At 49.5% G+C, this 14,769-nt stretch carries 6 protein-coding genes, 5 tRNA genes and 3 rRNA genes; all 14 read left to right on the forward strand.

Translation table 11 applies throughout. From position 1 onward, the window contains the following. Window positions 1-87 precede the first annotated feature (87 nt). The 14 genes from ACYVUV_RS02120 (at window position 88) to ACYVUV_RS02185 (ending at window position 14,646) form a co-directional block, all read left to right on the forward strand. Entirely contained in the window at window positions 88-1,035 is a 948-nt protein-coding gene (locus ACYVUV_RS02120) for a glycosyltransferase family 8 protein (RefSeq protein WP_439774642.1), read from the forward strand. A gap of 216 nt (window positions 1,036-1,251) precedes the next feature. Then, window positions 1,252-4,077, forward strand: coding sequence for a putative bifunctional diguanylate cyclase/phosphodiesterase (locus tag ACYVUV_RS02125; protein WP_439774641.1), 2,826 nt, complete (start codon window positions 1,252-1,254; stop codon window positions 4,075-4,077). 526 nt (window positions 4,078-4,603) lie between these two features. Next, a 16S ribosomal RNA gene (locus ACYVUV_RS02130) occupies window positions 4,604-6,165 on the forward strand. 217 nt (window positions 6,166-6,382) lie between these two features. After that, window positions 6,383-9,289: ribosomal RNA gene (locus tag ACYVUV_RS02135) — 23S ribosomal RNA — on the forward strand. A 70-nt stretch (window positions 9,290-9,359) separates the two neighbouring features. Further along, a 5S ribosomal RNA gene (gene rrf / locus ACYVUV_RS02140) occupies window positions 9,360-9,476 on the forward strand. Together the 16S, 23S and 5S rRNA genes with 5 tRNA genes alongside form the textbook arrangement of a ribosomal RNA operon. Window positions 9,477-9,512: 36 nt before the next feature. Next, window positions 9,513-9,584: transfer RNA gene (locus ACYVUV_RS02145), tRNA-Gly, on the forward strand. 30 nt (window positions 9,585-9,614) lie between these two features. Next, window positions 9,615-9,688 (forward strand) — tRNA-Arg (locus tag ACYVUV_RS02150). Window positions 9,689-9,690: 2 nt separating this feature from the next. After that, window positions 9,691-9,763, forward strand: a tRNA-Val gene (locus ACYVUV_RS02155). A 3-nt stretch (window positions 9,764-9,766) separates the two neighbouring features. Next, window positions 9,767-9,838, forward strand: a tRNA-Glu gene (locus ACYVUV_RS02160). A gap of 26 nt (window positions 9,839-9,864) precedes the next feature. Next, a tRNA-Asp gene (locus tag ACYVUV_RS02165) sits at window positions 9,865-9,938 on the forward strand. Window positions 9,939-10,143: 205 nt separating this feature from the next. Continuing rightward, window positions 10,144-10,518, forward strand: a complete 375-nt coding sequence (locus ACYVUV_RS02170) for a GntR family transcriptional regulator (protein WP_003611829.1) — start codon at window positions 10,144-10,146, stop codon at window positions 10,516-10,518. Beyond that, window positions 10,505-11,410: an ABC transporter ATP-binding protein gene (locus tag ACYVUV_RS02175; protein ID WP_439775444.1), complete on the forward strand. Its 906-nt coding sequence runs from the start codon at window positions 10,505-10,507 to the stop codon at window positions 11,408-11,410. Before ACYVUV_RS02170 ends, ACYVUV_RS02175 begins: the two co-directional genes overlap by 14 nt. Further along, a complete protein-coding gene (locus tag ACYVUV_RS02180; protein ID WP_439775445.1) occupies window positions 11,382-13,151 on the forward strand; it encodes a DUF6449 domain-containing protein in 1,770 nt (589 codons plus the stop codon). Before ACYVUV_RS02175 ends, ACYVUV_RS02180 begins: the two co-directional genes overlap by 29 nt. Window positions 13,152-13,257: 106 nt before the next feature. Then, window positions 13,258-14,646 carry an amino acid permease gene (locus tag ACYVUV_RS02185; RefSeq protein ID WP_439775446.1) on the forward strand — a complete coding sequence of 463 codons (1,389 nt, stop codon included), beginning with the start codon at window positions 13,258-13,260 and terminating at the stop codon, window positions 14,644-14,646. Window positions 14,647-14,769 lie beyond the last annotated feature (123 nt).

A 14,769-nucleotide genomic window follows, 5' to 3' on the forward strand; every position in this document is an offset into this window, starting at 1 on the left:
TCAATTTGCATTTTTTTCTTGCTAAAAAGCTGGCAAGAACTACAATGTAGTATATCGGTTGAAAACAGATGGAAAGGAAAAATATTAATGACAGTTCCAGTATTTTATTCAATCAGTGACGATTTCACCCCATACGCGGCCGTTTCCCTCCACTCTTTGGTCAAGCATGCTGACCCAAAGCGTGATTACACGGTAACTTTTTTGCACCAGGGCTTAAGCCAAGAACATGAAAAGGCCTTGGCTGCTTATAACAGAGACAATGTCCACGTTAAGTTCTACGAGATGTCTGACGAACTCCTGAAGCCAATCCAGGACCGGAAGGAAAATTACCTGCGGGGCGACTTCTTCACCATGTCTATTTTCTACCGGCTCTTTATCCCGGACCTCTTCCCGGAATATGACAAGGTAGTCTACATCGACAGTGACACGGTTTTGAATGACGACATCGCCAAGCTTTATGACCATGACTTGGGCACTAACCTCTTGGGTGCCTGCACCGACTCTTCCATCCAGTTTGTGGAGAAGATGCTTCGCTACATTAAGGAAGTTTTGACTCTGGATCCGAAGAAGTATATCAATTCGGGGATGCTGGTCATGAATGCCAAGGCCTTTAGGGAAGAAAACTTCGTTGACAAGTTCTTCAGCCTCTTGGGCCGCTACCACTTTGACTGCATCGCCCCGGACCAAGACTATTTAAATGAAATCTGCTCCGGCCGGATCAAGTACCTGGACGGCCGCTGGGATGCCATGCCAAACGAAAACACTGAGGCTCTGGCTAACCCTGGCCTGATCCACTACAACCTCTTCTTTAAGCCTTGGCACTTCAGCGGGATCCAGTATGAAGACTACTTCTGGACCAATGCTGAAGAGACCGTTTTTGCTGAAGAATTGAAGGCAGAACTGGCCAAGACGACTGATGAAGAAAGAGATGTTGAATACCACAAGCTTGACCACATGCTGGGCAAGCTGGATACGACCTTGCAGGATCCTAACAACTGGGCCCGGGTCAAGGAGAGAGAGCAAGTAACTTTATAATTCACAGAGAATGCCTTCTGAGTTTTAACTTGGAAGGCTTTTTTAGTCCCTTTGGACAATTTTTGGGAAAAATAAGCCGAAAAACGAGATTTTTAAAGCAAAAGTCGCTACAATTAAGTAGTCAAGAGTAAATAATAAAAGAGTTATGATGTTTGGGCGAAGAAAATGATTAAGACGAAAATCACAGATGCTTTTCATGCTTTTCAAAAAAAGATAATGGGAAATGGCCGCCCAAAGCCAGACCAAGTCATCAGCCTGCTCGATCTGGTCAAAGACGAGCTGGGCCTGGCCATGGTCTATGTCTGCGAAAACACGGCTGGTGGCAGCCAGTTTTTATATCAATATTGTTCTCATGGCGATAACTTTTCAGCCATGCACCACAACCTGCTGATCGCCGAAGGGCAGGAACGCGACACGACTTACGAACTTTTGCAGCAGGAGAACCCGGTAGTTTTGACGGGGGAATACTTCAGCAATAGATTTGCCATGGCAGCTGGCAATCTGGTCTACAGCTACTTCAGCGGGAGCATCTGTCAAGGCTTGGTCTGCTTTCAAAAGGAAAAGCAAGCTGGCCAAGTCTGGAATGAAGAGGAAAAGGAAACGCTGACGATTCTGGCCAAGCTGCTCTGGCCCTTAGTCGCTCAAGACCAGATTGCTGCCCAGGTTCGGGTCATCAGCGCTAATGCTGGCAATCTGTCAATGGTTTGGATCTATCCCAAGGTCAAGACGGCTATTTTTTCCAAAGACCTGCGGACCCGGTTTGGCCTCAGCAACTATTACCGAGCCAAGTCGATTGGGGATTTTTGCCAGAGTTTCGTGGCCTATAAAGACCAGGATAAAGTAGTGGCTGCTTACCAAAAGGCCCTGCAAGGCAAAGAAATGGAAGTTAGCTGCCATGCTTTCCAGCACAGTGATAAGCTGCACTTGACTATTGTGTCCAACCGCTATGACTTTGAAGGGCAGCCTGAACAATTAGTGGTTTTCATCAGAAGAGCCAACGAAGTTTCCAAGGACCGCCTGGAGCGAAGCAAGCGGCTGGAAGCCTACCGGGAATTCCAGCTGATCTACAGCCGGGACAATATTTTTGAACTTTTTCTCGATCTGACTCAAAATCAAGCCACCGTCTTCAAGGCTCCTTTGTCCTGGCAGTCTGTTCTGGAGCAAGGAGACAACTATGACCAGCTCCTGCACCTTTTCGCCAGTCAGCTGGTCTTGCCCAACAGCCAGCAACCGCTTTTAAATGCCTTGAACTGTGATAATCTGCGCCGGCAGTTGACCCAGCAGTCCAGCTTCTTTTTGACGGCTCATGTCCAAGTTGAAAACCAGCAGCGGCTTTTGGAATTTGAAGTCATCGAAGGCCGTTCTGGCAACCATCGGGTGCCGCAGAGCGCGATCGTGGTCGTCAAGGACGTGACTGACAAGCGGGTTTCCCGCTATGACTCCTTGACCGGCCTGCTCAACATGCATAACTTTCTTTTGGAAGTTGGTCAGAAGTGGCAGCCAGGTGGCCAGCTTTTGGTCATGAACGTGGAAAACTTCAAGTTCTACAACATGCGCCATGGCTTGGAACAAGGTGACCGCTGCTTGATCGAAATCGCGGAACTTTTGAAGGAGCTCTATCCAGGTGCTACATTAGCCCGCTTTAACGCGGACAACTTCTATGTTTATGATCCAGATCCTGGCGACTGGGAATTGCGGATTATCCGCCTGCATACCCGCTTAAAGCGGCTGCCTTTGGCCAACCAGCTGCGGATGCGGGTTGGGGTTTACCAATATTCTGACAAGGTGACCGCTTCTTTGGCCTGTGACCGGGCCAAGCTGGCCTGTGACCAGGCTAAAAAACAGCCCGAGCAGAGCTGGTGTCTGTATACTCCGGCCATGCAGGAAAGAGAAGAATTAAAGCAGTATTTGATTGACCACTTGGATGATGCCCTTAGAAATCACTACCTGCAGGTTTACTACCAGCCGGTCATCCGGACTTTGACTGGCCGGCTTTGCAGCGCGGAGGCCTTAGTCCGTTGGATTGACCCGGTCAAGGGCTTTTTGTCACCTGGGGATTTCATTCCTCTTTTTGAGGAGATGAACCTGTCTTACAAGGTTGACCGTTATGTCATCCAAGAAGTGACTAAAATGATTCGCGAGCATATGGATAAGGGCTGGCCGGTCATCCCGGTTTCAGTCAACCTTTCCCGGGCAGACTTCCAGATGATGGATCCACTGACGGAATTAAACCAGGCCATGCGCAAAAACAACTTGCGCCGGTCTCTGGTGCATGTGGAAATCACTGAAAGTGCCCTGTCTAAAGACGTGGATGGCTTAAAGCGGGCCATCCACAACTTCCGCCAGGCTGGCTACGAAGTCTGGATGGATGACTTTGGCAGCGGCTACTCTGCCTTGAACTATCTCAAGAATTTTGAATTCGATGAGATCAAGCTGGACATGATCTTTATGAAGGACTTTGATGAAGCCTCAAAAAAGATTGTGACTGCCTGTGTAAAGATGGCTAAAGATTTGGGCATTCACACCTTGGCAGAAGGCGTTGAGACCCAGCAGCAGCTGGACTTTTTGCGGTCAATTGGCTGTGAGCGGATCCAGGGCTATTACTACAGCAAGCCTTTGCCGCCTGATAAACTCTGCCAGTTGATTACCGAGAAGGGGATCGAGATCGAAAACTGGGGGCAGAGCAAGTTTTACCAGCAAGTTGGCTTGGTGGACCTGGTCAGCGACAAGCCGATCTGCCTGGTCTTGGACGATGGCAGCCAGTTCAGCATGCTTTATGCCAACGAAGAATTCCAGAAGGAGATCAAGCGGTCGCCTGCTCTTTTTGATCGGATTATCAACGACTGGAACAAACCGGATTCTGCAACTGCCAAACAGCTGCACGCCTTTGCCAAAAAGGTTGGCCAAGGCGGGGAAAGCTACTTTGACTTCAAGCAAATCGGCCAGTATCTCCGGCTAAGTGCCAAGCAAATCGCGAAACTCGAAAATTATCAGATGCTCTTGATCAACCCAAGCGACATCACGGTTCAATATCTGAAATAAGCAAGAAGCAGTCAAATTGGCTGCTTCTTTTTTACTTTCTGCCCGCGAAAAGTTGAAAAAACAAAAATTTTCAAAAAACTTTTTATTCATTTAACTCAGGAAAAGGCCAAAATCCGAACGATTTTTCCAGAAAAGCAATTTTCCCAAAAATGAAAGAGGATTTTAAAAAGAGAAGAGAAAAACAACTTTTACAACACCTCCTGGTGTTTGGCGAAAAAGACAATTAAAAGGCAAAAGTTGACGAAAAAGAAAAAACAAGGTAAAGTATTAAATGTCTTCAAGGCAAGCACGAAGCGCTTTCGTAAAGAAAGGCAATTGAAGGCAAAATAAAAAATATCAGAAAGCTGTTGACAAGAAGTCGGCAAGCGAGTAAGATATAAAACGTTGCGTCACTTGACGCAAGTTGGTACTTTGAAAACTGAACAAAGTTTCGCAGTGTGCGGGTCAAACTATGTTTGATCCAAACAAATAAGCGAAGTCAATTCGCAAGCAAATAATCTGGAGCAGATTAAAAAGGCTCAATTTTTAAATTGAGAGTTTGATCCTGGCTCAGGACGAACGCTGGCGGCGTGCCTAATACATGCAAGTCGAGCGAGCTGAATTCAAAGATTCCTTCGGGATGATTTGTTGGACGCTAGCGGCGGATGGGTGAGTAACACGTGGGCAATCTGCCCTAAAGACTGGGATACCACTTGGAAACAGGTGCTAATACCGGATAACAACATGAATCGCATGATTCAAGTTTGAAAGGCGGCGCAAGCTGTCACTTTAGGATGAGCCCGCGGCGCATTAGCTAGTTGGTGGGGTAAAGGCCTACCAAGGCAATGATGCGTAGCCGAGTTGAGAGACTGATCGGCCACATTGGGACTGAGACACGGCCCAAACTCCTACGGGAGGCAGCAGTAGGGAATCTTCCACAATGGACGCAAGTCTGATGGAGCAACGCCGCGTGAGTGAAGAAGGTTTTCGGATCGTAAAGCTCTGTTGTTGGTGAAGAAGGATAGAGGCAGTAACTGGTCTTTATTTGACGGTAATCAACCAGAAAGTCACGGCTAACTACGTGCCAGCAGCCGCGGTAATACGTAGGTGGCAAGCGTTGTCCGGATTTATTGGGCGTAAAGCGAGCGCAGGCGGAATGATAAGTCTGATGTGAAAGCCCACGGCTCAACCGTGGAACTGCATCGGAAACTGTCATTCTTGAGTGCAGAAGAGGAGAGTGGAACTCCATGTGTAGCGGTGGAATGCGTAGATATATGGAAGAACACCAGTGGCGAAGGCGGCTCTCTGGTCTGCAACTGACGCTGAGGCTCGAAAGCATGGGTAGCGAACAGGATTAGATACCCTGGTAGTCCATGCCGTAAACGATGAGCGCTAGGTGTTGGGGACTTTCCGGTTCTCAGTGCCGCAGCAAACGCATTAAGCGCTCCGCCTGGGGAGTACGACCGCAAGGTTGAAACTCAAAGGAATTGACGGGGGCCCGCACAAGCGGTGGAGCATGTGGTTTAATTCGAAGCAACGCGAAGAACCTTACCAGGTCTTGACATCCTGTGACAATTCTAGAGATAGAACTTTCCCTTCGGGGACGCAGTGACAGGTGGTGCATGGCTGTCGTCAGCTCGTGTCGTGAGATGTTGGGTTAAGTCCCGCAACGAGCGCAACCCTTGTCTTTAGTTGCCATCATTAAGTTGGGCACTCTAGAGAGACTGCCGGTGACAAACCGGAGGAAGGTGGGGATGACGTCAAGTCATCATGCCCCTTATGACCTGGGCTACACACGTGCTACAATGGGCAGTACAACGAGAAGCGAACCTGTGAAGGCAAGCGGATCTCTTAAAGCTGTTCTCAGTTCGGACTGCAGGCTGCAACTCGCCTGCACGAAGCTGGAATCGCTAGTAATCGCGGATCAGCACGCCGCGGTGAATACGTTCCCGGGCCTTGTACACACCGCCCGTCACACCATGGAAGTCTGCAATGCCCAAAGTCGGTGGGATAACCATTAGGAGTCAGCCGCCTAAGGCAGGGCAGATGACTGGGGTGAAGTCGTAACAAGGTAGCCGTAGGAGAACCTGCGGCTGGATCACCTCCTTTCTAAGGAAAACAGATGGATGGAGAGCAGAAATGCTAAGAGAAATCCATCAGTTACGGAAGCACACTGCAAAAGAAACTTTGTTCAGTTTTGAGAGTATCAACTCTCACTTGTACGTTGAAAACTGAATATCTTAATTCCAAGAAAAAACCGAGAATCATTGAGATCAATGAAAACATTGCAAAGCGACCGAGAGAGTTCGAAAGAACAAACTTGCAAGGTCAAGTGAAGAAGGGCGCACGGTGAATGCCTTGGCACTGGAAGCCGATGAAGGACGCGACTAACCGCGAAAGTCTTCGGGGAGCCGTAAGTAGGCTTTGATCCGGAGGTCTCCGAATGGGGGAACCCAGCATGTGCAGACATGCTATTCTTGTGTGAATACATAGCACAAGAAAGGAACACGCAGTGAACTGAAACATCTAAGTAGCTGCAGGAAGAGAAAGAAATATCGATTTCCCAAGTAGCGGCGAGCGAACAGGAAAGAGCCCAAACCGGCAGATTTATCTGCCGGGGTTGTAGGACTGAGACATGGCACTTCAGAGGATAGCAGAAGCGTTTGGGAAGACGCGCCAGAGAGGGTGAGAGCCCCGTAAGCGAAATCCAAAGAAGGCCTATCAGTATCCTGAGTAGGGCGGGACACGTGAAATCCCGTTTGAATCCGCGAGGACCATCTCGCAAGGCTAAATACTAACCAGTGACCGATAGTGAACCAGTACCGTGAGGGAAAGGTGAAAAGAACCCCGGGAGGGGAGTGAAAGAGAACCTGAAACCGTGTGCCTACAAGTAGTCAAAGCCCGTTAACGGGTAATGGCGTGCCTTTTGTAGAATGAACCGGCGAGTTGCGTTAGTCAGCAAGGTTAAGTCAGAAAAGACGGAGCCGCAGCGAAAGCGAGTCTGAAGAGGGCGAGCAGTTGGCTGACGCAGACCCGAAACCAAGTGACCTACCCATGACCAGGTTGAAGGCGCGGTAAAACGCGCTGGAGGACCGAACCCACGTAAGTTGAAAATTGCGGGGATGAGTTGTGGGTAGCGGTGAAATTCCAAACGAACTTGGAGATAGCTGGTTCTCTCCGAAATAGCTTTAGGGCTAGCCTCGCAAAGAGGATGCTGGAGGTAGAGCTCTGTTTGGACTAGGGGCCCGTCAAGGGTTACTGAATTCAGATAAACTGCGAATTCCAGACATTTATGTGCGGGAGTCAGACTGCGAGTGATAAGATCCGTAGTCGAAAGGGAAACAGCCCAGATCACCAGTTAAGGTCCCAAAATTCATGCTAAGTGGAAAAGGATGTGGAGTTGCGCAGACAACTAGGACGTTGGCTCAGAAGCAGCCATCATTCAAAGAGTGCGTAATAGCTCACTAGTCGAGTGACGCCGCGCCGAAAATTTACCGGGGCTAAGCATGATACCGAAACTGTGGATGTGCATTATGCACGTGGTAGGAGAGCGTTCTAGCGGCGGTGAAGCATGACCGAGAGGACATGTGGAGCTTCTAGAAGTGAGAATGCCGGTATGAGTAACGAAAGACAGGTGAGAATCCTGTCCGCCGCAAGACTAAGGTTTCCTGGGGCAGGCTCGTCCGCCCAGGGTAAGTCGGGACCTAAGGCGAGGCCGAGAGGCGTAGTCGATGGACAACAGGTTGAGATTCCTGTACTGCACCGAATCGTTATGAGCGATGGAGGGACGCAGGAGGCTAGCAGCGCGTGGTGCTGGATACCACGTTCAAGCGTCAAGTCTGAGAGCGAGTCAAATGCTTGCTCTCATAAGGACAAGGCGTGATGAGGAGCGAAATTAAAGTAGCGAAGGCTGCGACGTCACACTGCCGAGAAAAGCTTCTAGCCAGAGACGGTGCACCCGTACCGCAAACCGACACAGGTAGTCGAGGAGAGTATCCTCAGGTGAGCGAGAGAACTCTCGTTAAGGAACTCGGCAAAATGGCCCCGTAACTTCGGGAGAAGGGGCGCTGGTCGCAAGATCAGCCGCAGTGAAAAGGCCCAAGCAACTGTTTATCAAAAACACAGGCATCTGCAAAATCGTAAGATGAAGTATAGGTGCTGACACCTGCCCGGTGCTGGAAGGTTAAGAGGAGAGCTTAGCGCAAGCGAAGGTTTGAATTGAAGCCCCAGTAAACGGCGGCCGTAACTATAACGGTCCTAAGGTAGCGAAATTCCTTGTCGGGTAAGTTCCGACCTGCACGAAAGGTGTAATGATTTGGGCACTGTCTCAACGAGAGACTCGGTGAAATTATAATACCCGTGAAGATGCGGGTTACCCGCGACAGGACGGAAAGACCCCATGGAGCTTTACTGCAGTTTAATATTGGGTATCTGTCAAGCATGTACAGGATAGGTAGGAGCCGGAGAAGATAGGACGCCAGTCTTATCTGAGGCGCTGTTGGGATACTACCCTTGCTTGACGGATGCTCTAACTCAGGCCTGTGATCCAGGCCGAGGACAGTGTTTGACGGGCAGTTTGACTGGGGCGGTCGCCTCCTAAAGTGTAACGGAGGCGCCCAAAGGTTCCCTCAGAATGGTTGGAAATCATTCGCAGAGTGTAAAGGTAAAAGGGAGCTTGACTGCGAGAGAGACAACTCGAGCAGGTACGAAAGTAGGGCTTAGTGATCTGGTGGTACCGCATGGAAGGGCCATCACTCAACGGATAAAAGCTACCCTGGGGATAACAGGCTTATCTCCCCCAAGAGTTCACATCGACGGGGAGGTTTGGCACCTCGATGTCGGCTCGTCGCATCCTGGGGCTGAAGTCGGTCCCAAGGGTTGGGCTGTTCGCCCATTAAAGCGGCACGCGAGCTGGGTTCAGAACGTCGTGAGACAGTTCGGTCCCTATCCGTCGTGGGCGCAGGAAATTTGAGAGGAGCTGTCCTTAGTACGAGAGGACCGGGATGGACGCACCGCTGGTGTACCAGTTGTCTTGCCAAAGGCATCGCTGGGTAGCTATGTGCGGACGGGATAAGCGCTGAAAGCATCTAAGTGCGAAGCCCCCCTCAAGATGAGATTTCCCATTTCTTCAAGAAAGTAAGACACCTCAGAGACGATGAGGTAGATAGGCCGGGAGTGGAAGAAGCGTGAGCTTTGGAGCGGACCGGTACTAATCAGTCGAGGACTTGACCAAAAGAGCAAAGCAATGAAGGTTTTGACTTGGAAAGAGATATTCAGTTTTGAGCGTGCAAGCTCAAAGAGAGTGCGGTGGCAATGGCAAGAAGGATACACCTGTTCCCATGCCGAACACAGCAGTTAAGCTTCTTAACGCCGAAAGTAGTTGGTGGGAAACTGCCTGCGAGGATAGGAAGTTGCCGCGCTCGATCAGCCAGACTGTCTAGCCTGGCTTTTATCATGCGGAAGTAGTTCAGTGGTAGAACATCACCTTGCCATGGTGGGGGTCGCGGGTTCGAATCCCGTCTTCCGCTTAGCATCAAGAGATGCTTAATTGAATAAATGCACCCATAGCGCAACTGGATAGAGTGTCTGACTACGAATCAGAAGGTTGTAGGTTCAAGTCCTACTGGGTGCATTGGAGGATTAGCTCAGCTGGGAGAGCATCTGCCTTACAAGCAGAGGGTCACAGGTTCGAGCCCTGTATCCTCCATCTGGCCCGTTGGTCAAGTGGTTAAGACACCGCCCTTTCACGGCGGTAACATGGGTTCAAATCCCGTACGGGTCATTGCCGGAAGGCAGAACAGAATATTTGGTCCATTGGAGCAGTGGTCTATCTCGCCTCCCTGTCACGGAGGAGATCGCGGGTTCAAATCCCGCATGGACCGTCACTGAGAAGCAGGTAGATACCTGCTTCTTTTTTTGTTTTCGTATATTTTTTCTTTCTGTTATTATTCTTTTCTTTCTAAATTTCCTCGGCCGATTATTTTACTTTAGAAACAATCTGTTTTCTTTTTGACAATTGCTTGTCAATTCGTCTTTAGTGTACTAGAATAAATAGTACAGTAGAGACAGCTAGAAAGGAGCGAGCTAGTGGACTTTATTGACTATTTGGACAGCCGGCCGATTTACCAGCAGATCGCGGACAGATACAAGCAGCTGATTCTGACTGGAGTCATGTTGCCGGACGAGCAGCTGCCATCGGTGCGGAAGCTGGCCATGGAATTGTCGACTAACCCTAATACAGTGCAGAAGGCATACGCCGCGCTGGAACGGGAGGGATACGTATACAGCGTCAAGGGCCGGGGAAATTTCGTCCGGGCTAATGAAACGCTGAAGAGCAAGCAAAAAGAAGAGCTGAAAGGGAAAATGATTGATTTAATTAAGGAGATTCAAGCTGTGGGGCTGGATCCACAAGAATTGTTTGCTGAAGCCATGGAGGAGGCGGCAGAAGATGATCGAGATTGATGCTTTAAACAAGGATTATGGGCAGACTGAGGCCATCAAGAACCTTAACCTGACCATTGAAGAAGACCGGGTCTTTGGTTTGATCGGGACCAACGGGGCCGGCAAGAGTACTCTCTTGCGGATGATCGCTGGCATCTTGCGGCCAACTTCTGGCCACATCACTATTGATGGCCTGCCAGTTTATGACAATCCGGCTGCTAAGGAAAAGTTTTGCTTTATTCCAGATGACCCCTACTTCTTTCCAAATGCCACGGCTGAGTCTATGGCTAAGGACTACGCGGCAGTTTACCAGGACTTTGACCAAGAGCGTTTTGCCAGCTTGCTGGCCGACTTCCGCTTAGAGCCTGAGCGCCGCATACACGACTATTCTAAGGGCATGAAGCGGCAATTAGCTATCCTGTTAGGATTATGTGCTAACACTAAGTACCTGCTCTTAGACGAGGTTTTTGACGGCTTAGACCCGGTTATGCGGCAGAGCATGAAGAGTCTGTTTGCCGAAGACATGGACCGGCGGCAATTAACCCCGATCATTGCCTCTCACAACTTGCGGGAATTGGAAGATATTTGTGACCACATCGGTTTCCTGCACAGCGGCGGTCTGCTTTTATCAGAAGACCTGGCCGATATGAAGCTGGAAATCCAGAAATTGCAGTGCGTCTTTAAGGACGACCGGGACATGGAGGAAGTCCTGGGCAAGCTGAAGGTGGTTGACCACAGCAGCCGGGGCCGCCTGCACACTTTGGTAGTGCGGGGGAGCCGGAGTGAAGTCGAAGCAGTCTTTGACCATGTGCCGATGACCTTCTTCGAAATCCTGCCGTTGACCTTGGAAGAAATCTTTATTGCAGAAGCGGAGGCAGTTGGCTATGACACGCGCAAACTCATCCTTAAATAAACATGCTCTGCCGCAAAAAGAAATCCTGCGGCATCGGAAGGTTCCCGTAGCCTTGACTGTTTTGGTCATGGCCATGTTCTACATCGTTGGGACCATGCTTCTCTTGATTAGTGGTGAAGAACCATATGAAAGCCTGCAGAGTGCGGTTAGATACTACTTCAATTACCGAAATTCTGTAACGCCGATTATCACAGGACTTTTCGGCGTCTACTTCGGCTTTGAAGCCTTTCGCTATTTGCATGTACCGCGGCAAGTAGACTTCTATGAAAGTCAACCCATCAGTCGCAAGACCCGGTATATCGGAATCACGGTTAACAGCCTGCTTACTTTCAGCGTTATTTACCTTGCCTTTTTCTTGGTCGGTCTGACGATTTGCATGGCCGCTGGGGCCAACGTGATGACCAGTGCTGGAGTATGGCAGAGCTGTTTGAATAATTTACTGACCTTTTCAGCCTGGTACGGGATTGCCGTTTTGAGCATGATGGTCACGGGGAATACTTTTGTGGCTGGCTTAGCCACGATCTTTTTCTCCTGCTTTGAACTGGGTGTGCTCTTTCTGTATTCGACTTTCTTTAGCTCCATTGCTCATACTGCTGGTACTGATGACTATGGCTGGCAACCATACACCAATCCTTGGTCGCAGGCCTTTAACAGCAATCACTGGCTTGGGATAGGCTTAAACCTGCTTTGGACTGTTCTTTACCTGGGTCTGGCATACTGGGCCTACCAGAAGCGAGCCAATGAAAAAGCTGGCAGAGCTGTTACCTTTGCTTGGATTGAGCAGGCAGTAAAAATTATCTTGGTTATCTTCTTCGCAGCCTTTGGCGGGATTTTAGGCTACTTGATTTCTGGAAACAAATTTGTTTGCGGAATCTTGGGTGCTGTTATCATTGGCTTGCTGACCGCAAGCATCATGGAAGTTATCTTCAAGTTTGATCTGGCCGCATGGAAGAACCACTTTGGCCAGGGATTGCTGTTGACCGCGGCTGGCTTGGCAATTTTTGTCGGTATGCACTGGGGAGGTAAACAGTTCGACAACTGGTTGCCTGCAAGTGATCAAGTGGCCAGCGTAGCAATTGCTCCGGATGACCGAGCTTTTAGCGCCTACTATATTGGCCAGTCTGCCGATAGTACTAGCGCAAATGAATACGCGGCCAAGTACATGTATTTGCCGTCTTCAAACGAGCTCTTGCAACTTGCTAAAGCCGGCAGCAAGCAAAGCCAGAAGACGGATCACGATCAAGCAACGATAATCCAGCTGCGCTTCTTGTTCAGAATGAAGAATGGCCAGGTTAAAACCAGAGTTTATAATATGCGGGAAGAGGATCTGGATAAATACTTCGAGCAGATCAGTAAAACAAAGGCTTACAAGCGGGGCTACTTCCAGATCTACCATGACCAGATGATCATGGACAAGCTGGGCACCGTATCCATTGCCTATAAGAGCGGCAAGAAGACGGTTAAGCTGGAAGACGGCAAGCTTTACAGCGAATTCCGCAAGGCTTACAAGCAAGACTTGGCCAAATGGGATTACAAGCTGGCCAGCCGGCAGAAACCAGTCGGTAGGATCAAGATCGACTGGGCAGCGACAAAGTCAGATAGTGCTACGGTTGAATACCCGGTTTACGCCAACTACAGCCACACGATTGCTTTCTTGAAGAAAAACAAGCTATATGACGAAACGCCGTTAAAGAATTCTCAGTTGGGGGACTTGGACTACTATATTAACGAAGATTACTAAGCCGAAAATCAAGCCAATTTAACTTAAAAACTTTACTTTTTCAGCTATTTGTTCTATCATTAAAACAATTATGCACTAATATTATTTTAATTATTTAGGAGGACAGATGGCGAAAGAACACGAAAACGCGGACGGAACGGTCCGGTCTTTATCGAACCGGCACGTACAGATGATTGCCATCGGGGGCACGATCGGGACTGGTCTCTTCTTGGGGGCCGGCAGCACGATCTCTGCCACCGGGCCGTCAGTCATTTTGATTTATGCTTTTATGGGTGTCTTCTTCTTCTTCATGCTGCGGGCATTGGGAGAAATGTTTTACTCAGACCCCAACCACCATACCTTCGTTTCATTTATTACTAAATACCTGGGGCCAGCGGCGGGCAACTTTGCCGGCTGGTCCTACTGGATCGGCCTGCTCTTTGCCTGCATGGCTGAACTGACAGCAGTCGGGACTTACTTCCAGTACTGGTTCCCGCACGCGCCGCTTTGGCTGGTTGAGCTTATCTTTTTAGGAGCCTTGACCCTGCTGAACTTAACGGCAGCCCGCCTCTTTGGGGAAACTGAATTCTGGTTTGCCATGATCAAGATCATCGCTATTATTTCCATGATCTTGACCGGGATCTTCCTGGTGGCGGTCCACGCAAAAACGCCAGTTGGCTATGCTTCTTTAAGCAACTTGACCAAGAACTTCAAGCTGGCGCCAAATGGCACTTATGCCTTCTTTACGGCCTTCCCGATGGTCTTCTTCTCCTTTGCGGGGATTGAATTCGTGACCATTACGATCGGGGAAGCCGCGGACCCGCACCGGGTGATCAAGAAGGCAGTCAACGAGACCCTTTTGAGAATCTTGATCTTCTACATCGGTACTTTAACCGTGATCATGTGCGTGGTCCCTTGGCGGTCAGTGTCTGCCTCAAGCAGTCCGTTCGTCCAGGTCTTCCAGCTGGCTGGCTTCACCACGGCAGCTTCAGTTTTGAACTTCGTGGTTCTGACTAGCGCGGCCTCAGCCTTGAACTCAACCATCTTCTCAGCTGGCCGACACTTCTTCCAATTGGCAGAAGAAGCCCACCGGGGCAGCTGGCTGAAGAAGCATTTTGCCAAAATCTCCCCGAATGGAGTACCGGCAAAGGGAATCATGATCTCGGTTCTGTTCTCTTTGATCGCGCCGATCCTCAGCTTCTCAAACACGGCGATTGAAGCCTTCAGCATGGTCGCCGGGGCAACCAGTGACATCTTCATCCTGGTTTACGTCCTGGCCCTGCTGGCTCACCGTAAGTACCGCAAGTCCAGCGACTTTTTGCCGGACGGCTTCAAGATGCCTTTTTACCAGGTTACCAGTCCCTTGACGATTGCCTTCTTCCTGGTCATCTTCTTCAGCCTCTTCTTCGTCAAAGAAGATGTCTTCGGTGCCAGCCTGGCCACAGCCTGGGTCATCTTCTTCGGTGGCTTCTGTTACTTCCACCAGCGGCGGAAGGACAAGCAGGCCGGAAAGTAAAAATCATTGAACAGATTGTACAGTCATGACGCCAGTCATGGCTGTTTTTTGTTGATAATGTTAGCTTTTATGGTAAAAAGTAAGCGAAAACAAGGCTGGAAAGCTGGACAATTTTGTGAAATC

The organism is Lactobacillus sp. WILCCON 0149 (assembly GCF_057197965.1).

Bases quoted from the DNA above. Each gene is read 5' to 3' on its own strand.
- ACYVUV_RS02120 (WP_439774642.1), top strand. From the start codon at position 88: ATGACAGTTCCAGTATTTTATTCAATCAGTGACGATTTCACCCCATAC.
- ACYVUV_RS02125 (WP_439774641.1), top strand. From the start codon at position 1,252: ATGGGAAATGGCCGCCCAAAGCCAGACCAAGTCATCAGCCTGCTCGAT.
- ACYVUV_RS02175 (WP_439775444.1), top strand. From the start codon at position 10,505: ATGATCGAGATTGATGCTTTAAACAAGGATTATGGGCAGACTGAGGCC.
- ACYVUV_RS02180 (WP_439775445.1), top strand. From the start codon at position 11,382: ATGACACGCGCAAACTCATCCTTAAATAAACATGCTCTGCCGCAAAAA.
- ACYVUV_RS02185 (WP_439775446.1), top strand. From the start codon at position 13,258: ATGGCGAAAGAACACGAAAACGCGGACGGAACGGTCCGGTCTTTATCG.